This is a genomic window from Pantoea sp. KPR_PJ, assembly GCF_041386365.1.
Taxonomy (GTDB): Bacteria; Pseudomonadota; Gammaproteobacteria; order Enterobacterales; family Enterobacteriaceae; genus Pantoea.
In genome coordinates, this window is the sequence record NZ_JABMIK010000001.1 from 583978 (window position 1) to 603719 (window position 19742).

14 protein-coding genes are annotated in these 19742 nt (G+C 58.2%); 9 read left to right on the forward strand and 5 right to left on the reverse strand.

Features of this window, described 5'->3' with window-relative positions; genetic code table 11:
- The first annotated feature begins 75 nt into the window (after positions 1–75).
- The 3 genes from ascF (at position 76) to HP564_RS02780 (ending at position 4240) form a co-directional block, all read left to right on the forward strand.
- Positions 76–1530, forward strand: a complete 1455-nt coding sequence (gene ascF, locus HP564_RS02770) for a PTS cellobiose/arbutin/salicin transporter subunit IIBC (RefSeq protein WP_371239951.1) — start codon at positions 76–78, stop codon at positions 1528–1530.
- A gap of 7 nt (positions 1531–1537) precedes the next feature.
- A complete protein-coding gene (locus HP564_RS02775) occupies positions 1538–2968 on the forward strand; it encodes a 6-phospho-beta-glucosidase (protein ID WP_371239953.1) in 1431 nt (476 codons plus the stop codon).
- A gap of 96 nt (positions 2969–3064) precedes the next feature.
- Entirely contained in the window at positions 3065–4240 is a 1176-nt protein-coding gene (locus HP564_RS02780; RefSeq protein ID WP_371239955.1) for an alpha/beta hydrolase-fold protein, read from the forward strand.
- Here the strand turns inward: HP564_RS02780 and HP564_RS02785 are convergent.
- Genes HP564_RS02785 through opgC form a run of 5 tightly spaced genes read right to left on the reverse strand, consistent with a single transcriptional unit; the run spans position 4225 to position 8356 of the window.
- The gene (locus HP564_RS02785) at positions 4225–4674 is read right to left on the reverse strand and encodes an ATP-binding protein (RefSeq protein ID WP_371239956.1); all 450 of its coding nucleotides are present in this window, start codon (positions 4672–4674) and stop codon (positions 4225–4227) included. The genes HP564_RS02780 and HP564_RS02785 overlap by 16 nt on opposite strands.
- Before the next feature lie 3 nt (positions 4675–4677).
- Positions 4678–5022 (reverse strand): STAS domain-containing protein, encoded by a 345-nt coding sequence (locus HP564_RS02790; protein ID WP_371239958.1) that lies wholly within the window; start codon positions 5020–5022, stop codon positions 4678–4680.
- Positions 5012–6235 (reverse strand): PP2C family protein-serine/threonine phosphatase, encoded by a 1224-nt coding sequence (locus HP564_RS02795; RefSeq protein WP_371240649.1) that lies wholly within the window; start codon positions 6233–6235, stop codon positions 5012–5014. Before HP564_RS02795 ends, HP564_RS02790 begins: the two co-directional genes overlap by 11 nt.
- Positions 6236–6245: 10 nt before the next feature.
- A complete protein-coding gene (locus HP564_RS02800) occupies positions 6246–7163 on the reverse strand; it encodes a hypothetical protein (protein WP_371239960.1) in 918 nt (305 codons plus the stop codon).
- Between the two features lie 14 nt (positions 7164–7177).
- Positions 7178–8356: an OpgC domain-containing protein gene (gene opgC / locus HP564_RS02805; RefSeq protein ID WP_371239962.1), complete on the reverse strand. Its 1179-nt coding sequence runs from the start codon at positions 8354–8356 to the stop codon at positions 7178–7180.
- A 355-nt stretch (positions 8357–8711) separates the two neighbouring features.
- On the opposite strand from opgC, the gene HP564_RS02810 reads away from it, so the two are divergent.
- From HP564_RS02810 to HP564_RS02835, 6 genes are read left to right on the forward strand one after another with little or no spacing between them, the layout of a single operon-like run.
- Complete coding sequence (locus HP564_RS02810; protein ID WP_371239964.1) at positions 8712–10532, forward strand: glycosyltransferase; 1821 nt, start codon at positions 8712–8714, stop codon at positions 10530–10532.
- Positions 10529–11884 (forward strand): DUF3131 domain-containing protein, encoded by a 1356-nt coding sequence (locus HP564_RS02815; protein WP_371239966.1) that lies wholly within the window; start codon positions 10529–10531, stop codon positions 11882–11884. Before HP564_RS02810 ends, HP564_RS02815 begins: the two co-directional genes overlap by 4 nt.
- The gene (locus HP564_RS02820) at positions 11881–13431 is read left to right on the forward strand and encodes a DUF3131 domain-containing protein (protein WP_371239968.1); all 1551 of its coding nucleotides are present in this window, start codon (positions 11881–11883) and stop codon (positions 13429–13431) included. The genes HP564_RS02815 and HP564_RS02820 overlap by 4 nt, the downstream gene beginning before the upstream one ends.
- Entirely contained in the window at positions 13416–14819 is a 1404-nt protein-coding gene (locus HP564_RS02825; protein ID WP_371239970.1) for a DUF3131 domain-containing protein, read from the forward strand. The genes HP564_RS02820 and HP564_RS02825 overlap by 16 nt, the downstream gene beginning before the upstream one ends.
- A gap of 9 nt (positions 14820–14828) precedes the next feature.
- Positions 14829–17519, forward strand: a complete 2691-nt coding sequence (locus HP564_RS02830; RefSeq protein WP_371239972.1) for a response regulator — start codon at positions 14829–14831, stop codon at positions 17517–17519.
- Entirely contained in the window at positions 17516–19717 is a 2202-nt protein-coding gene (locus tag HP564_RS02835) for a glycoside hydrolase family 2 protein (RefSeq protein ID WP_371239974.1), read from the forward strand. Before HP564_RS02830 ends, HP564_RS02835 begins: the two co-directional genes overlap by 4 nt.
- The last annotated feature ends 25 nt before the right edge of the window (positions 19718–19742 follow it).

The following is a 19742-nucleotide window of genomic DNA, read 5'->3' on the forward strand; positions in this document are numbered from 1 at the left end:
TATGCGGAATCGCCCTGTCCCTACAACAGTACGTCGCCGGTTACCCCCTACAGATAACAAAAGAGACAAAAAACTATGCCTAATCCCTATGCAGAAGTCTCTCGCGCCATCGTGCAGTCGCTGGGCGGCATGCACAATATTGAGGCGGTTACCCACTGCATGACGCGCCTGCGTTTTGTAGTGAAAGATCGGGCGCAGGTTGATCCTGAGGCGCTGAAAGCGATCCCCGGCGTCATGGGCGTGGTCGACAACGATACGCAGTGTCAGGTCATTATTGGCAATAACGTCGGCAAGGCTTATCAGGCGATCCTGGATCTCGGCACGCCTGACGCGCAAAACACCACGCCGGTGAAACGCAAAATCACGCTAAAGCGTATCGGTGCCGGCATTCTTGATGCGCTGGTCGGCACAATGTCACCGCTGATTCCGGCCATTATCGGCGGCTCAATGGTGAAGCTACTGGCGATGGTGCTGGAGATGAGCGGCGTGCTGGCAAAAGGTTCTTCCACGCTGACCATTCTGATGCTGATTGGCGACGGAGCATTCTTCTTTCTGCCTGTGATGGTAGCGGCTTCCGCGGCGCTGAAGTTTAAAACCAATATGTCACTGGCAATTGCTATTGCTGGCGTGCTGGTCCATCCCGGCTTTGTGGAGCTGATGGCAAAAGCGGCGCAGGGACAGGCGGTCGATTTTGCCTCCATTCCCATTACGCCAGTGAAATATACCTATACCGTCATCCCGGCGCTGGTAATGACCTGGCTGCTCTCCCATATCGAACAGATAGTTGACCGCATCACGCCGGCGGTGACAAAAAACTTTTTGAAGCCGATGCTGATTGTGCTCATTGCCGCGCCGATTGCCATTGTGCTGATCGGCCCGCTGGGGATCTGGATCGGCAGCGGCATCTCTGCGCTGGTCTACACCATACACGGCTATCTTGGCTGGCTGTCGGTGGCGATTATGGGCGCTATCTGGCCGCTGCTGGTAATGACCGGTATGCACCGCGTCTTTACCCCGACCATTATCCAGACTATCGCGGAAACCGGTAAAGAGGGCATGGTGATGCCGTCGGAAATCGGTGCCAATCTGGCGCTGGGGGGCTCATCGCTGGCGGTGGCGTTCAGAACCAAAAACCGCGAGCTACGCCAGACGGCGCTGGCGGCGGCGGCTTCCGCCATCGTCGCCGGGATCTCCGAACCGGCCCTCTACGGCGTGGCGGTAAGGCTGAAGCGACCGCTGATTGCCTGCCTGATCAGCGGATTCATTTGTGGGGCCGTGGCCGGTATTGGCGGTCTGGCCAGTCATTCCATGGCATCACCGGGACTCTTTACCAGCGTCCAGTTCTTTGATCCTGCCAACCCGATGAGCATCGTCTGGGTGGTAGCGGTCATGGTCCTGTCCGTGGTGCTCTCCTTTATCCTGACGTTGATTTTAGGCTTTGACGATATTCCGCAAAGCCAGCCAGACGCGAGCGCCGCATCGACGCAAACCGAAGCCATCAAGCCTGTAAAGGCAGCTATTCATCACTGAGGTATTTATGTCAGAACTGGCCTTTCCAGAAGGTTTTTTATGGGGTGGCGCGCTAGCCGCAAATCAGTCTGAAGGCGGCTATCTTGAAGGAGGTAAAGGGCTGACGACGGTAGATATGATCCCGCACGGCGACGCGCGCATGGCCGTCAAGCTGGGGCTGGAGAAGCGCTTCACGCTGCGCGAGGATGAATATTATCCAAGCCATCAGGCGATCGATTTTTACCATCGCTACAAAGACGATATTGCGCTGATGGCGGAGATGGGATTCACGGTTTTCCGCACCTCTGTGGCATGGAGTCGCCTCTACCCACGCGGAGATGAGCAGACGCCCAATGCGGCGGGGATTGCTTTCTACCGCAGCCTGTTCGAGACGTGCAAACAGCACGGCATTGAACCCCTGGTCACACTCTGTCACTTCGATGTTCCCATGCATCTGGTGAAGGAGTATGGCTCGTGGCGCAACCGCAAAATGGTCGACTTTTTCACCCGCTATGCGCGTACCTGTTTTGAAGCGTTTGACGGGCTGGTGAAGTACTGGCTGACCTTTAACGAGATTAATATCCTGCTGCACAGCCCTTTCTCCGGCGCGGGCCTGGTGTTTGAAGAGGGAGAAAACCGCGAGCAGGTGAAATATCAGGCTGCGCACCATGAGCTGGTTGCCAGCGCGCTCGCCACGCGCATCGCCCATGAGGTTAACCCGGTGAACCAGGTGGGCTGTATGCTGGCAGGCGGTAACTTTTATCCCTGGTCATGCAGGCCAGAAGATGTCTGGGCGGCGCTGGAAAAGGATCGCGAGAACCTGTTTTTTATTGATGTCCAGGCCAGAGGGGCTTATCCCTCCTATGCTGCCCGCCTGTTCCGTGAGAAAGGCATCACGATTCAGATGGAAAGTGACGATGCAGAGATATTGAAAAACAGCGTCGATTTCGTCTCCTTCAGCTATTACGCGTCGCGCTGTGCGTCAGCTGAGATGAATGAGCACAACAGCAGTGCAGCCAACGTAGTCAAGTCGCTGACCAACCCCTACATCAAACGCAGCGACTGGGGCTGGGGCATCGATCCTCTTGGATTACGCATTACCATGAACATGATGTATGACCGTTACCAGAAGCCCCTGTTTCTGGTGGAGAACGGGCTTGGCGCGCAGGATAAGCTGGAGGCTGACGGCAGCATCAACGATGATTACCGCATCAGCTACCTGCGCGAACACATTCAGGCAATGGCGCAGGCCATTGACGACGGCGTGCCGCTGATGGGCTACACCACCTGGGGCTGCATCGATCTGGTTGCCGCCTCAACCGGCGAAATGAGCAAGCGCTATGGCTTCGTCTATGTTGATCGGGATGATACGGGACAGGGCACGCTGGCGCGCACGCGCAAAAAATCATTCTGGTGGTATAAAAAAGTGATTGCCAGCAACGGGCGCGACCTCAGCTGACGTTTACCGGAAAAGACAGCAAAATTCAGCGCGGACAGCCCCTTTTTTTCAGCGTATGCCACACTTAACAGACCCGCATTCTGTTAAGGAAACCTGATGAATTTTCGCTGCTCTTTTCTGGGGCTGAGTCTGGCGCTGTGGAGCTGCTCTCTGCTGGCGATTCCGCTGCCGCAACGTCCGCCTGAGACGCTTCCGCCTGCGCAATATATCAGCAGGGTCAATGATAATAACATCATTACCTGGCAGCTATGGGCGCCTGCGGCCAAAGCGGTTGAGGTGGTGACCGGCGCCACTCCTGACCGCTACCGCTCGCACCCCCTGGTCAAAAACGAACAGGGGATCTGGTCTCTGACCAGTGAGCCGATGCAGCCGGGCTTATATGAATACTTTTTTAACGTGGACGGCTTCCGCACCCTCGACACCGGCAGCGCGCTGCCAAAACCGCAGCGCCAGGTAAACACCAGCCTGATCCTGGTGCCGGGCAGTCTGCTGGATGAGCGCAATGTGCCGCACGGCGAGATCCATACGCTTACCTGGCACTCCCCATCGCTGAAGCGTGAACGCCAGGTGTCTGTCTGGGTACCGCCCGGCACGGGTCCAGACTCGCCCCCGCTGCCGGTGCTCTACTACTATCACGGCTTTGGCGACACCGGCCTGTCGGTGCTGACGCAGGGGCGCGTGCCGCAGATCATGGACAATCTGCTCGCTGAAGGGAAAATTGTTCCGATGCTGGTGGTGATGCCTGATACCGAAACCGATGCACAGGATGCGATACCGGAACAGTTTGCCCCCGCAACGCGACGCGAATCCTTCTATCCGCGCAACGCGCAGGCGGCGGATAAAGAGCTGATTCAGGAGATTATGCCGCTGATCGCCACGCGTTACCGCATTCGCAGCGACGCTGGAAGTCAGGCGCTGGCGGGCCTGTCTCAGGGTGGCTATCAGGCGCTGGTCAGCGGGATGCGCCACCTGGATAAGTTTGCCTGGCTGGGCATTTTTAGCGGCGTAACCACGGAGTCGGTGCCAGATTTCCGCGTCGCCGCGCAGCTGAAAAAGCCTGCGGTGATTAACCGCCAGCTTAAACGGCTGACGCTGGTGAGTGGTGAAGAGGATATCATTACCGGGCGTGATATGACCGGATTCAGGGCACAGCTGGATCAGCGGGGTGTCCATTATGTCTGGCACAGCTACCCGACGCTGGGACATGAGATGGAGGTATGGCGGCCGGCCTATATTGACTTTGTTCAGCAGCTGTTTCAGCCGGAGAAGTGAGGCAGCACCTTCACCAGGGTGAGCTGATTTTCCGTTTCACCCTGCTGGTAGCTCACCCGATCTACGCCCGAGAAGATCAGTTGCATTCCGCGCCCGCCTTCGCTCAGACTTGCCAGCTCCAGCGGTGCATCCGGATCGGGCACCGGCGGCAGGCGCTTCTCTTCAGGCAGCGGTACGCCGCTGTCAAACAGGCTTACTGTGACCCACTGTCCATCGTGGCTAAAATGCACCCGATAGCGCGCCTGGGGATCGTCGTGATAGCCGTGACGAATGATATTACTCGCCGCCTCACATAACGCCAGGTCAAGCGGGTAGATCCAGGTTTCATCTACCGGCAGTTCCGCCAGGAACTGACGCAGTGTAATACCCAGTGTCGTCAGGCTGTTAATCGTTGCAGATAAACCGAGCTCTTTTTCCCGGTGGGGCTTAAACATAGATTAGTCTCCCCCCTGGAGGGCCGTCAGCGCCTCGCGACGATCGCCACACAGGGTAAATACCCTGTCCATACGCGTCAGGGAAAACATCGCTTTGATATTGGCGTTAAGCGAACAGAGCACCAGCTGCCCTTTGCCGCTCAGCGATTTCAGCAGCGAGATCAGCGCGCCCAGGCAGCTACTGTCGATGAAATCGACGCGGGAAAAGTCCAGAATCAGCTGCGTTTCCCCCTGCTGGATAAGCGCGGCCACCGCCTCCTTGAACCGCAGCGCCACCGAGGCGTCAAGGCGACGGGCTACCGGCGTCACCAGCAGCACATTGTCAATTTTTTCCGTTTCAAGCTTCATCGTTTATCTCCTGTTGTAATCGCTGCTGGCGCTCAATCACCAGCAGGGAAATATCATCCGCCGCGGACGCTGCCGCACCGCGCCACTGGGTGAGCGACTGCTCAACCCGCGCCAGCAGGGTGGCAAGTGGCTGGTCATGCAGCGAAGCCAGCAGGGTTCTCAGTCGCGCGGCGCCAAACATTTCGCCCTCGCCGCTTTCACACTCGCTGATGCCGTCGCTGTAAAGGCAGAGCCGTTCACCTGGCGCAAGATGAAAAGCGCTCTCCTCCCAGTCAAGATGGTCGAACAGGCCTACCGGTGGCCCGCCCTGACCAATCCCTCGCACCTCGCCGGTTGTACTGACCACAAGCGGCGTGGGATGGCCTGCCTGACACAGACGCCCTTCACCGCTGTGGCGATCGAGCACGCCATACACCAGGGTGAAATAGCTGGTGACGTCGGAATGTTGGGCACAAAAGCGTTCATTGAGAAGGCGCACTACCTGCGCGGGTGGCGTCAGGGCTGCGCCGTCAAACAGAAAGGGATCGACGGTGCGGCCATGCAGAAACTGACGAGCCACCGCTACCGACATCATCGCCGCCGTAACGCCATGACCGGCCACATCGACGCAGTAAAAGCCTACCGCCTTTTCATTAAGCGGAAACAGATGAAACAGATCGCCTGAAACCCAGGCGGAAGGCATAAACAGCCAGTCAGCGAAATAGTCACCCTGGCACAGGTGGTGAGGCGGCAGAATGCTGCGCTGCAGGGTCGCAGCCGCCTGCAAATCCTGCTCGATTTGTGCCAGCGCCTCACTCAGGCGGCGATTTTTACTGGCGAGCGATGCTTCAAGTTGCAGAATACGCTCACCCGCATGCAGCCGCGCCCGCAACTCAACCTGGTTGACCGGCTTGGGTAAAAAATCATCTGCGCCTGCCGCAAAGCCGACGCGCAGATCTTCCACGCTGTCACGTGCGGTCAGAACGATAATATAGATATAGCGATCCTGGACCTGCTGGCGAATTTCATGACAGAGCGTCAGACCATCCATGATCGGCATCTCCCAGTCGCTGATGACCAGGCTAACTGTCTCCTGCGCCAGTAACGCCAGAGCCTGCTCGCCATTCTCCGCTTCGTAAATGCGGTAGCCCCACTGGCGCAGCAGTCCTGCCAGCAGCCTGCGGTAGAGCAGAGCGTCATCGACGATCAGAACAGATTGAGGCTGACCTTCCATCACAAAGACCTCAGAAAGGGAGAAACCAGATAAGCGAAAGAGTACCTTCACGAAATTTTGCATTGCTGCTGCTGCGTCCTGGAAAGCGCGTACCGCTGTAGTTGCTGTACTGAACTGACAGGGAGCCAGGCGTATAACCGGCATAGCCAAAGCTGTAGCTGTAGTCTCCGTTCCACGGCTGCTGCTGATCGGAATGGGGGTACCAGAAGGCCGTGGCGCGAACAAAAAAGTGCTGTTTAAAGGTGTAGCCACAGCCGCCCAGCCCCACCTGCTTGTTAGATCGCAGGTCGTTATCAGCCAGCGAGTAGTAGCGCGGCACCCAGCTGACGCCGACCTGACAGGTCAGAGCATCACCCTTGTTAATCAGCAAATGTTTCTCCAGCGCCCTGGGCAGCGAGAATTTATAGGCGAAGGTGAAGGCGCCCTGTTCAAAATAGGTAAAGCGCTTGCTGCCGGAAGGAAACAGGCGGTTATCGCCATAGTTGCTGTAGACGAGACTGAAGGTATTGGGATGCCAGTCGTCGTAGCCAAAGCTGTAGCGAAAATCGGTGGCGTATTTATCAAAATCGGACACCGGCGCGCGCAGCGTCACGTTGGCAAACCAGAAGCTGTAGGGGGAATATTGCAGGCTGAGGTTGAGAAGCTGGTTAATTTTCTTCTTTTGCTGCGCCGATTCTGAGCCATTGGGAATGGTCAGCCATTGCTCCTTCAGACCGCTGGTAAAACTCAGCGCGCTGGAAAAGGTGTCTTTGTTACCAGAGAAAAGCCGGCCCCAGCGGCTGGTAAAAACGCCTGCCTGAACAGGCTCGCTGGTGGCAGAAACCGGTTCATTATCGGTAACAGCCGCAAAAACAGGCATCGCCGTACCGGCGGCAAACGCGATCGTCAGCCATCCTGTGCCTCTCGCCGAAAGCCTGGGGTGAACCATGCAGCACTCCTCGCTCAGTTAGGAATAAAACGACCACCAATATCTTTCTTTGCCATCCACCACAGCACGCCCAGCGCCGCGAGATGGATAAGGGTGTTGCGAATCCACGCCTGATGCCAGAGATCAAAGGGGACAAACTGGCTCACCGCCATCACAACAAAAACGTGCAGGATAAAGGTGTACAGCGAATGCTGACCCAGTGGGATCAGGAACCAGCCCAGCGCACGATTGACTGGCCGCCAGCAGAAGGTCAGCACCAGGTAGACCAGCAGCATCAGACTAAAGTCATTCAGCACGCGGCAGGGACCGAGTGCGTTTTTGCTGGCGAGGTGGTAGTAAAACCAGTTGAAATCCGCAGGTGGGATAATATGCAGCAGCAGAAACGAGGGCATAAAAGGGTTGGTATGATTTTGCGCGACGAACATCATCCCCAGCGCATAAACCACCATCAGCCCTGTCACCATATAACCGCCGGGCGTGCGAGCCAGTGACATGAGCTCATCTTTGTACCAGCCGCAGCACATACCTAAAACATAGATAAGCTGCCAGGCGAGCAGAGGAAAGGCGAATTCAAACTCCGCGACCGTCAGGCGCGTTGGCCAGAGGTGATAACTGACGTAGCCCGCCAGCGAGGCCAGCACCAGCCAGCCGACGCGCCGCGCCTTGAGCAGCGCCAGAAACAGCGGACTCACCAGCAGCAGGCAGATATAAAGTCCCAGTATCTGCGTCTGATGCGGACCGATTTGCAGATAGAGAATGATGTTAAACCCGGTCTCCTTAATCTGCGGCGTAGTGGGAAACAGCGCCCAGACCGTGCCTGAGTGGCGATCGACAAAGTGGGTAACTTCAAAGGTATTGATAAAGGGCAGGCGCGACAGCAGCAGCATGATTAGGATAATGATCAGATTGACGAGATAGATCTTTCCGGCCCGCCGCCAGAGAGTCCAGCCAACGGTGAGTAGCACCTCTTTTTGCAGCCGCTGGCGATTGAGCATACCCAGCATAAAGCCCGACAGGATCACAAAACCCTCTGCGCCCGTCGTCAGGCCAAAACGCTCCCAGGTAAAGATATTCACCAGCGAAAGCAGCTCTGTATGCGCCACCACCATCATCACCAGCGCAATGCCGCGCAGCATATCAACGCGCAGATCGCGTTTTCCAGGCACGTCATAGCGCCACGCTCGCCACTCCATGCTTGTTGCTCCGGGCTGATAGGCCAAATCCGCCATATTCATTACCGCCAGTGATGGGATAAGGTTTTTTAGTTAAGTGTTGTAGATCTTTGCAGTGTGAGGAAAAGTTTAGCGCTGTTGCGGTTTAAGTCACGATGAAATGAAAAAAATCTTATTACCCTTGTAAATGTCTGTAATTCAATACTATAAAATTTAAAGCAGCGTGATAAAGAAGCGAGCCTGATCATGCTCGCTGATAAAACAGAGTAGTAAATATTATAAATGCTTAATTGGTTTCATTTTTATCGCTAATGAATTTCGCCCCACCAGGTGAAAAGACAGCCTACAGTTGCCTCTGCTATCGATACGAGACGCCATGGATTCTTACTTTTCACGTTTTGAACATCGTCGCCCGCCCGCTCCGCTGAATACGCCCGTCTGGGTCATGAGGCTATGGCAGGTGCTGGCCGTTGCCGGGCTGATCCTCGGTGCCAACTACATTCGCTGGCGCTGGATGGCGTCGCTCAACATGGACGCCCTGTGGTATGCCGTTCCGCTGGCGCTGGCTGAAACGCTGGCCTGGGTGGGCACGCTGCTGTTTACCATCAATATCTGGCAGGTCAAGGACCCGCCATGCCCCACTCCCCCCAAAGAGATCAATCAGTGCCTGCTGGAGCAGGACCAAACGGAGACGCGGCCACCCAAAGTGGACCTTTTTATCGCCACTTATTCAGAAGATCCCGAGCTGGTACGCCTCTCTGTTCAGGATGCGCTGAAGCTGAGCTATCCGACGCCGCTCGATCTGGCGATCCATGTTCTGGATGACGGTCGCCGCCCTGAGATGCGTGCGGTCTGCGAGCAGGAAGGGGTCAACTACATCACACGCGAAACCAATGTCGGCTTTAAAGCGGGCAACATACGCAACGGCATGGAGCAGACTGACGGTGACTTTATGGTGATATGCGATGCCGACACGCGCGTTTTCCCTACCCTGCTGACGAACACGCTGGGGTATTTCCGCGACCCCGATGTGGCCTGGGTGCAGACGCCGCAGTGGTTCTACGATCTGCCTGAGGGCGAACGCTTCTCTGACTGGCTGCGCCGCCGCGCCGGGCTACCGGGCTACCTGTTTGGCCGCGCGACAGAGTCGATCGTGGGTCGCCTGACGGTGGGCAGCGATCCCTTCTTTAACGATCCGCGCATGTTTTATGACGTGATTTTGCGCCGTCGCAACTGGGCCAACGCCGCGTTCTGCTGCGGTGCAGCGTCGGTCCACCGGCGTGAGGCGGTGATGCAGGCCGCACTGCGCAGCTATGTGTTCAGCGTCGAAGAGGAGATTGCGCGTCACACCCGCGATATCCGCGATGAGGAGATGCGCGCGACGCTGAGCCAGGCGATGCGTCCGCATGTCATTGCCGATATCGAGCTGACGCCCTATAAATTTCACGTCTCAGAAGATATCTACACTTCTATCGTATTGCACGGCGACAGCGGACGCCGCTGGCGCTCGGTGATGCATCCCGGCATTGAATCAAAAATGCTGTCGCCGCAGGATCTGCTGACCTGGATGATTCAGCGTTTTAAATATGCCGCCGGCTCGCTGGATATCCTGTTTCACGACAAGATTTTCAGCCGCCGCCGCTTCAGGCTCAGCCTGGGCCAGACGCTGATGTATGGCACCACCTTCTGGTCCTATCTCGCCTGTCTCTGGAATACGGTGTTTTTACTCTCACCGCTCATCTACCTGTTTACCGGCATTCCTCCCGTTTCGGCCTATTCAACGCCCTTTTATCTGCATTTTCTTCCTTTCTTTATCGTGTCAGAGCTGGCGTTTATGTTTGGCACCTGGGGGATTTCCGCCTGGGATGGGCGCTCCTCCTATCTGGCGTTCTTTTCCGTAAACCTGCGGGCGCTCAACACCGTGCTGCGCGGTGAGAAAGTGAAATTTCACGTGACACCCAAAGAGCGTCAGTCGGGACGCTTTCTCTACCTGGTCAAACCACAGCTGGCGATTGTCGCGCTGACGTTGCTCGGGCTGATCTGGGGCGGCATTCAGGTGGCGCGCGGTAACGTCGACGATCCCTCAGGCTATGTCATTAACATCTTCTGGGGAGCGGTCAATATCGCCGCCATGATGCCCATGATTATGGCGGCGATGTGGACGCCGCCTGCCACGCAGGAGGCAGACGCAGAATGAGCCTGAAATCAGGCATTTACAGCGCGCGCAGCTATCTGACGATTCTTATTGGCTTTCTGCTCGGCTTCGCGATTGTGCTGTGGGTCGAGCGACAGATGCCTGCGCGCGTGGAAACGACCGATGGCATTGTGCTCAGTAAGTCGTTTCCACCGCTGCCGCAGCAGCGCGAGCTTACCTTTGATGAAGCTGTCTGGGCGCGCATTGCCTGGCAGTACTTTGTAAATAATACCCAGGCGAACGGGCTGGTGAATGGCGAAGCCGGTAAACCCTGGCTGAGCCTGTGGAGCACCGGTAGTTACCTGCTGGCGACGATTTCCGCGCAGCAGCTCGCCATCATTCCCGATGCGGAGTTTGACGACCGCATTGCGTCGGCGCTGGATGCGCTGGCCGCTCTGCCGCTAAAGCCAGACGGTCTGCCGGCTGCTTTTTATCAGGCGGAAACGCTGGACGCGCTGCCCTCGGCGGATCAAAACGCCGGGTCGGCCATCGATATGGGACGTCTGCTGATGCCACTACAGATCTTACTGTGGCGCTATCCCCAGCATGCGGCGGCGGTCAGTCAGCTGCTGTCGCGCTGGCAACTCGCCAGTCTGCTGCAAAGCAGCGGGCCGCAGGGTGCCAGCCTGCCGCTTAACCGCTGGGTGATCCGCACGGACGATCCGCGCGGCAGTTACGGCTATCGTCTTTATGCCGGCAGCGTGCTGCGCTTGATTAACGCCTCGGCCGGACTGGCCGTCAGTCAGCCACCGGACGGTCTCAAGCTGGTCGAGATTGATGGCTATGCCGTGCCTGATGAGGGGCTGCGCACGCCCTGGGGCAAGCAACCCTCTCTGATCAGCCTGCCTTATCTGTTGACCGGGCTGGAGCAAGGCTTCGACGCACGCAGCGGCGAAATTACCTGGCGCATCATGCAGATTGTGCAGAACCGCACCGGCACGCCCTCCGACACCGATCAGATCAACAATGACTATGCCGAGCAGGTGCCCGATTTCGCTGGCGCACTGCCGGGTAGCCAGCCGCTGCCCATCCAGAATCTGAATGACGACGCCAGCGGACTAACCGGCCGTGCACTGACCTCAACCCGCTCTGCCTTCGCCTGGTATGCCCTGTTCCGTAATCGCTGGAGCGAGGCGCTGCGTAAAACAATGCTGCCGATGATCGCGCCCGGTAAAGGCTGGAAGGCGGGTTTCAACGCTGACGGCTCGGTTAATGCCGCCATCGACGCAGACACCAACGCCATGGTGCTGGAAAGCCTCTCCTACATTGCCCACGGCCAGCTACTGTGCCTGGGCTGTCTCGCCGCCCCTCTGCCCGTTAAGCAGCCGCAGCAACAAGGAGTAATAACGAAATGAGATTTTTAAGGCTTCGCCGGTCCGGCTTCGCTGCCCTGCTGGCTACGCTGGTGCTTCTTTCTCCGGTGCTTCAGGCGGCGGTCAGTCTGCCCGCCTCCGACTACAAGGTGCGCCATGGGGAACTGACCGGGCGTGAGATGGCCGTGGCGAAAAATGCCTGGTCCTATTTCGTTGCCAACTACCAGCCCAGTACCGGGCTGGTCAATGCGGTAAACAAATATCCCTCTACCACCATGTGGGACAGCGCTTCCTATCTGGCGGCTATGACGGCGGCGCGCGAGCTGGGCATCATTGACAAAGCGGAGTTTGACCGGCGTCTGTTGCAGTTTCTGGCAACGCTGAACAAGCTGGTGCTGTTTCAGAATCAGGTGCCCAACAAGGCTTACAACACCATCACCGGGCAGAAAGTGGACTACCTCAACAAGCCCGGCGAGATCGGTTTTTCCGCTATTGATATTGGCCGTATGCTGCTGTGGCTGAAAATACTCAAAGAGCGCTATCCGGAGTACAGCAACAGTATCGACAACGTGGTGCTGGGCTGGGATTTTACCCACGTCGTGGACGACTGCGGTACGCTGCACGGCGCCTATCTTGACGGCAAAAAACAGCCGCAGTACGTGCAGGAGGGACGTCTGGGCTACGAGGAGTATGCGGCAGCGGGTTATCAGCTCTGGGGCTTTACCACCTGCCAGGCGAGCCGCCCTGAACCCTATGCGCTGGCGGATATTTACTGCGTGCTGGTGCCCTACGACTCGCGCGATCCGCGCATGACCAGCCAGCACAACTACGTGGTAACCGAATCCTACCTGCTGCACGGCCTGGAGATGGGCTGGGACAACGCCGACGACCGCGATAACGACAGCGCGGACTTCAGCCATCCGTGGATGAAGAACTTCGCCGATCGCGTTTACCAGGCGCAGGAGAATCGCTATATGATCACCGGGACGCTGACGGCACGCTCGGAGCACCAGCTTGATAAATCCCCCTACTTTGTTTACGACACCGTCTACAGCGATGGCTTCAACTGGAACACCATTACCGACAAAGGCCAGTATGTCCCAAACGTTGCGGCGGTATCACTGAAGGCGGCGCTTGGCATGTGGGTGCTGTGGGATTCGCCTTATACCGATCGCCTCTTTGACACCATTGAAAACGCCGACGAGAAAGACAAAGGCTATTACGAAGGCCTTTATGAAAACGGCGACGGGCCGATCAAAGAATTTACCGCCAATAACAACGGCATCATGCTGGAAGCGCTGCTGTTTAAAAAAGAGGGCAAGCTGCTGCGTTTCAATAGCAACGACCCGCGCAAGGCGAGCTACGCGCCCTCAATGTGGGAGAAGCGGCTGGTTGATATTTTTGAACCTAACAACACGCCGCGCAATCGTCCGTTCCTGAACGTTACGCCCGGCATCAAAAGCTGGTGCGAACAGAGCGGCACCGCCGTGCGCAGCGCCCCATCATGTCAGGCCTGCAAATGTGCGCGCTGTGACAGCCAGGCGCCCGTTAAGTTACCGCCGGTGGCGACGACATGCCTAAAACAGTAATACGTCTGGGGATGGTGTTGCTGCTGGTCATGGCGCTGATCGCCGGTCTGCTGGCGCGCAACCAGGCTGCGGGCTGGCGCTGGCTGATTAACGGCGGCTGGCATACCACCGCGCGGCTGGGCGCGCTGACCGATCACGAGCGGCGCTGGGCAACCATTGCGTGGCGCTACTTCGAGAATAACACTCAGCCGCAAACCGGGCTGGTTAACGGCAGTGATAAGCGTCCGGTAGCGAGTCTGTGGCAGATGGGCGATACCCTGATTGCGCTGACGGCCGCCCGCGAGCTTAATCTGATTGACGAGGAGATCTTTGACCGGCGGCTGACGTCGATCCTCGGCACGCTCAACCGTCTGCCGCTCACTTCGGCGAAGGTGCCCAATCTGCTCTACAGCACCACCAGCGTGACCATGGTGGGCTATGCCAACACGCCTCAGGTAGTGGGCTGGTCAGCAAAAGATATGGCGCGGCTGATGATGGCGCTGCGTATCGTAGCGGCGTTTCACCCCCAGTACAGTGAATATCTGGAGCGAATTATCCTGCGCTGGGATTTCTGCCGCGTGGTGGATGATAAAGGGCAGCTTTATGCCGGTCAGATGCGCAATCAGACGCTGACGCCGCAGGCGGAGGGGCGGCTGGGCGACAGCGAATACAGCGCGGCAGGATTTGGCCTCTGGGGGTTTGCCAACGATCAGTCGCTGCGCCCGCCTGTGCAGCATGTGATTATCGACGGTCTGGCGCTGGACATTGACGCGCGCGACCCGCGCACCACCTGGACGCCCGCCGCCATTACCACCACACCCTATGTGCTGAGCGGCATGGAGTATGCCTGGACGCTGCCGGGCGCCGATCGCGACATAATCAATTTGCAGCGTCAGCGCGCCAGCAATATCTATCGCGTGCAGGAGATGCGCTGGCAGCAAAAAAATATTCTCACCGCTCGCAGCGATTTCACTCTCTCCGCGCCGCCATGGCACGTCAACGACACGATTTTTGCCAACGGCTACGCCTGGAATACGCTGGCAGACGATGGCAAATGGGTGCCGCGACTGGCGCAGGTCTCGACGCGCGCCGTTTTCGGACTCTGGGCGCTCTGGCAAACCCCGTTTACCGATGCGCTGATGGCGATGACGCAGCGGCAGAACGATCCCCAGCGCGGCTGGTTTGAAGGGCGCGTAGAGGCAACGGGCGACTACAACCGCACGATTACGCTCTCCACTAACGCCATGGTGCTCGAGGCGCTGCTGTTCAAAGCCAACATGGGCGCGCTACTGCGTGACGGTGAGCCCGGCGCGGAAAGCTATTTCCGTCGTCAGCTGGCCGATCCCTTTACTGCACCGCAGCGCTGTTTTCCCCTCAACCGAGCGGCCGTAAGCGGCGGCTCAGAGTAAGGAGGTACAATGCCTGAAAGCCAGCTTCCTGAAGCGCTGGATTCCCTGCGAGCGGCGGTGCTGATGTATGACGATCAAGAGCGACTGATCGCCTTTAACCGTCAGGTGGTGCGCTTCTATCCCGGCATTGAACACCGCATCAGACTGGGCATGACGCTGACGCAGCTGGCCGAGGCGTTTATTGCCTCAGCCTACATGACGGAAAACCTTCCGCGCCGTCAGGCCATGGTCGATAACCTGGTCAGTTGCTGTCGCCTGGATAATCACAGTGAGATGCGGCGCATCGCCAGTCGTCAGGTTTTTGTGCAGCACAACCGCACGCCAGAAGGAGGGATCGTCAGCCTGCATATTGATATGTCCGGGTTTGAGCTGATCAACGCGTCGCGCAATCAGCTGCATGCCGACTTTGTCCTGGCGGCGGAGTCTACGCAGATTGGCATCTGGGACTGGCAGCAGCAGCAGGATCTGTTGCAGGTCAACGATGCACTACTCAACATGCTGGGCTACCCGCGCGAAACCTGGCACTACAGCGCCAGCTTTCTCGATACGCTACTGCATCCCGACGACCGCCAGCCGCTGCAACAGCTTTTCTCCAGCGCCAGTAATCAGCAGCAACCGGTATTTGAGAGCGAAATTCGTCTGTTACACCGTAACGGAAACTACCGCTGGATGCTGCTGTCTGGTCAGGTGGCCAGCGTGACCGTGAAGGGAGAAACCGCCCGGGTGATCGGCACGCTACAGGACATCACTAAACGCAAAGAGGCGGAGCAGATCTCCCTGCAGGCGCTGGCCGCCGCTCGCGCCGCAAACGAGGCGAAAAGCATTTTCCTCGCCAATATGAGCCACGAAATCCGCACGCCAATGAACGGCATTCTTGGCATGACCCAGCTCTGCCTGGATACCCAGCTCACTGCCGAGCAGCGCGAATATATGACCCTGGTCTATCATTCGGCGCACACCCTGCTGCGCGTGATCAACGATATTCTCGACTATTCCAAAATCGAGGCGGGCAAAGTCGAGCTGGACGAGGAGACGTTCCTGCTTCGGACGTTCCTGCACGCGCTGATGCGGCCGCTGATGCCGGCGGCAAGTGAGAAAAATGTTGAGCTACTGGTTAATGTCGCGCCGGATGTCCCTGACGCGCTTACGGCAGACAGCGTGCGCCTGCGTCAGGTGCTGACCAACCTTGCCAGCAACGCGCTGAAATTCACGCCGTCCGGAGAGGTGGAACTGTCGGTAAGGCGGGACGCGACGACGCACCAGCTGCTGTTTCAGGTGCGGGATACCGGCATTGGCATTCCGGCAGATAAACAGCAGTTGATTTTCGAGTCCTTCAACCAGGCGGACACCTCGACCACGCGAAAATATGGCGGCACCGGGCTGGGATTGACCATATCGGCACGGCTGGTAGAAATTTTGGGTGGAGAGCTGAGCGTACAGAGCGAGCCCGGCAAGGGCAGTATCTTCAGCTTCAGCCTGCCTGCGCCTCAGATGCCCGCCAGCGACGAGCTAAAAACGTCGCCGCGCTTTGGCAGCCTGCCGGTGCTGGTGGTGGATGATAACGCGACTAACCGACACATTTTGAGCGACATGCTGCGCAACATGGGGCTGATGCCCAGCCTGGCCCAAAGTGCTGATGAAGCGCTGGCGCTGCTCCACATCCATGCTGGCTTTCCCGTTATCCTGCTTGATGCGCAGATGCCAGATAAAGACGGCATGGCGCTGGCTCAGGAGATTAAAGCGACGCCCGCGCTGGCCAGCAGCCAAATCGTGATGCTCAGCTCAATGAGTCGTTCTATGGATGCCGGCCAGCTGGCCAGCATCGGCGTGAATTACTTTCTCGGCAAACCCGTCGACCAGCGCGACCTGTACGACGTCATTGCGCAGGCGCTGGCGCTGCAGCCCGCCGCTGCACCCGCCCCGGCGCTGGCGGAGCGCGTCACCAGTGCGGATCGACCGCTCCGCATCCTGCTGGCTGAAGATAATCTGGTGAACCAGAAACTGGCCGCCCACTTTCTGACCCGGCTGGGCCATGAGTTTGCCATCGTTGGTAATGGCCTGGAGGCGCTGCAACAGCTCGATAAAGCGAAATGGGATCTGATTTTAATGGATTTGCAAATGCCTGAGCTGGATGGTGAGCAGGCGACGCATCTGATTCGTGAGCGGGAGGCGGCCCGGCCCGGGCGCCCGCCCCAGCGGATTATCGCCATGACAGCCCATGCCATGAAGGGCGACAAAGAATTCTGTCTCCAGCACGGCTTTGATGGCTATCTGGCAAAGCCGGTCAGCCTCGAGTCGCTGAATGACGAAATCCTGCGTGTGATCACCCTGATGCCGTCGGCGCAGCCTGCCGCGCCTTTACTGCCGCCCGATCGCCAGAGGCTGGCGGCGCGTCTTGGCCTGGATGACGTGCTACTCAGTGAGCTGCTGGCGCTGTTTGCCGTCGGGCTTCCTGAGCTGCTGACCCAGCTAAAAAGCGCCCTTACTGACGAGGATATGCCGCGTATTCGCCGCCTGGCACACAAGCTGCGCGGCGAAGCGTCCACCTTTGGTTTCGATGACTTCACCCGTTTTTTACAGTCGCTGGAAGAGACAGCACGCGAAGAGGCCACGCTGGCGCGTACCGGACTGCTGACCGAACTGGATCAGCAGTCCGCGATCCTGCTTACCCAACTCCGCCACCTACAGGAGAAGCCATGATACGTAACGCCCTGTTGCTGAGCGTGCTGTTTTGCGCGCCGCTGTTCGCCGCGCCGCTTCCACCGCCTACGAGCTGGTCGCTGGCGGGAAACTGGCGCGTTCATGACGCCAGTGACGCCGATTTTGTCGGCTGGCGAGGCAGTGACCGTGACTGGCGAACGCTGCGTGTTCCGGCGAACTGGTACAGCGCTGGCTGGGATCATCAGGGCGCACTCTGGTATCGCACCGAATTTTCCCTGCCACCATCAACGGCCGATCGACTGGCGACGCTGGAGTTTGACGGCGTTGATTACTTCGCTGACGTCTGGTTTAACGGCCAGAAGCGGGCGCGCCATGAGGGCTATTTCCAGCGGTTTGCGGTGGATATCAGTGAGGGTCTGACGCGCTATAACCGACTGGCTGTGCGCGTCGACAGCCCGTTTGAGGATCCTCAAAAGACCTGGCCGCTGCGTAAAAACCTGATGAAGGGCATCCTCAATCAGCACGATTCGCGTCCGGGTGGTGCCTGGTCGCCACAGGGGCAGGATGCCAATTCCGGCGGCATCTGGGCGCCGGTCAGACTGCGTCTGAGCCGGGGGGTGGCGATCGATAATCTGATCCTGCGCCCTGACTGGTCACAGGGGCTGACGCAGCCGCGCTTGCGCGTTGAGCTGGTCTACCGCGCGCCTGTTGCGAAAACGGCCACGCTGCACCTCAGCGCCCGGCCCGCGAATTTCAGCGGCAACGCGTTTCAGCTGGAGCAGCCCGTCACGCTTCAGGCCACCGGCAAAGAGACGCAGCGCATTGCCGTTACTCTGCCGATGCCAGAGGCCCGGCTCTGGTGGCCAACGGGCTACGGTCAGCCCAGTCTCTACCAGGTTCAGGTCAGGCTGCGCGACGATCGCGGTATTCTCGATCAGCGCAGCAGTCGTACCGGACTGCGCCAGGTGGTTGAGCAGCCAGATAACCAGGGCTGGCTGATTAATGGCCAGCGCCTGTTTATTCGCGGCACGAACTACATTGGTTCACCCTGGCTGAGCACCATGAATAAGGCCCGCTATGCGCGCGATTTTGCCCTGGTTGAGAAGATGAACGCCAATGCCATCCGTGTGCATGGTCACGTTGCGGGTCGCTCGCTCTATCAGGCCGCTGATGAGCGCGGACTGTTAATCTGGCAGGATGTGCCGCTACAGTGGGGCTATAACGATACCCCCGCCTTTGCGGATAATGCCGCCCGGCAGACGCAGGAGATGGTCGATCAGTTTGGCAATTCGCCGTCGATCGTGGTGTGGGGCGGGCAAAACGAGCCGCCGTTTAATTCGCCATGGATGGGCAAACGCTTCCCCGACTGGAACCCCGATCTTAACCGTCAGCTGACGCAGCGCGTTGCAGATACGCTGGCTAAAGATACCAGCCGTATCGTGCATCCCTTTTCAGCGGTGGAGGAGCATTATTGGGCGGGCTGGTACTTCGGGACACTGGCAAATCTGCTGGAGCCAGCGAAAACCGCGACCATCACGGAGTTTGGTGCCCAGGCGCTGCCGCAACTCTCGACGCTGCGCACCTTTATCCCACGCAGTGAGCGCTGGCCAGCTACTACTCAGCCAGGCGATCCCCTGTGGACGCGCTGGAAATACCACAATTTTCAGCCTATTCAGACTTTCCAGAATGCGAAGATCTCACGCGGCGACAACATTAAAACCTTTATTAACAACACGCAGCGCTACCAGGCGCAGCTGGTGGCTCTGGCCGCCGAGAGTTACCGACGCCAGCGTTTTCAGCCGGTGACAGCCCTGTTCCAGTTTATGTTTGTTGAAACCTGGCCTTCGGTAAACTGGGGTGTGGTGGACTATTTGCGCCAGCCGAAAGCGGGCTACTACGCCCTGAAACGGGCTTATCAGCCGCTGCTGCCCTCCATCGAGCCGAAAAATCTGGACTGGAAAGTGGGACAGCCGGGGCAGATCAGTCTGTGGACCATTAACGATTTGCCGCATCCGCATCGCGGCAGTCGGCTGGTGTGGCAGATCGCTCAGGGCAAGACCGTTTTGGTGGAGGGGGAAAAGCGGGTGGATATCGCGGGAGACAGCGGAAGCAAAATCGTGGATCTGCCGGTGACGCCCGTCGTTCGCGGGACGCTGCGCGTGACGGTGCAGATCCTCAGCGAGAAGCAACAGCTGCTGGCGCGTAACCAGAGGGAGTTTGAGGTGAGGCCCCAGTGACCTTTCCGGAAGCGGTCAGGCTCCC

What these genes read in the sequence shown, in the direction of transcription:
- HP564_RS02815 (WP_371239966.1), top strand. Translation starts at nt 10,529, where the DNA reads ATGAGCCTGAAATCAGGCATTTACAGCGCGCGCAGCTATCTGACGATT.
- HP564_RS02800 (WP_371239960.1), bottom strand. Translation starts at nt 7,163, where the DNA reads ATGGTTCACCCCAGGCTTTCGGCGAGAGGCACAGGATGGCTGACGATC.
- HP564_RS02810 (WP_371239964.1), top strand. Translation starts at nt 8,712, where the DNA reads ATGGATTCTTACTTTTCACGTTTTGAACATCGTCGCCCGCCCGCTCCG.
- HP564_RS02795 (WP_371240649.1), bottom strand. Translation starts at nt 6,235, where the DNA reads ATGGAAGGTCAGCCTCAATCTGTTCTGATCGTCGATGACGCTCTGCTC.
- HP564_RS02825 (WP_371239970.1), top strand. Translation starts at nt 13,416, where the DNA reads ATGCCTAAAACAGTAATACGTCTGGGGATGGTGTTGCTGCTGGTCATG.
- HP564_RS02775 (WP_371239953.1), top strand. Translation starts at nt 1,538, where the DNA reads ATGTCAGAACTGGCCTTTCCAGAAGGTTTTTTATGGGGTGGCGCGCTA.
- HP564_RS02780 (WP_371239955.1), top strand. Translation starts at nt 3,065, where the DNA reads ATGAATTTTCGCTGCTCTTTTCTGGGGCTGAGTCTGGCGCTGTGGAGC.
- HP564_RS02830 (WP_371239972.1), top strand. Translation starts at nt 14,829, where the DNA reads ATGCCTGAAAGCCAGCTTCCTGAAGCGCTGGATTCCCTGCGAGCGGCG.
- ascF (WP_371239951.1), top strand. Translation starts at nt 76, where the DNA reads ATGCCTAATCCCTATGCAGAAGTCTCTCGCGCCATCGTGCAGTCGCTG.
- HP564_RS02835 (WP_371239974.1), top strand. Translation starts at nt 17,516, where the DNA reads ATGATACGTAACGCCCTGTTGCTGAGCGTGCTGTTTTGCGCGCCGCTG.
- HP564_RS02790 (WP_371239958.1), bottom strand. Translation starts at nt 5,022, where the DNA reads ATGAAGCTTGAAACGGAAAAAATTGACAATGTGCTGCTGGTGACGCCG.
- HP564_RS02820 (WP_371239968.1), top strand. Translation starts at nt 11,881, where the DNA reads ATGAGATTTTTAAGGCTTCGCCGGTCCGGCTTCGCTGCCCTGCTGGCT.
- HP564_RS02785 (WP_371239956.1), bottom strand. Translation starts at nt 4,674, where the DNA reads ATGTTTAAGCCCCACCGGGAAAAAGAGCTCGGTTTATCTGCAACGATT.
- opgC (WP_371239962.1), bottom strand. Translation starts at nt 8,356, where the DNA reads ATGGAGTGGCGAGCGTGGCGCTATGACGTGCCTGGAAAACGCGATCTG.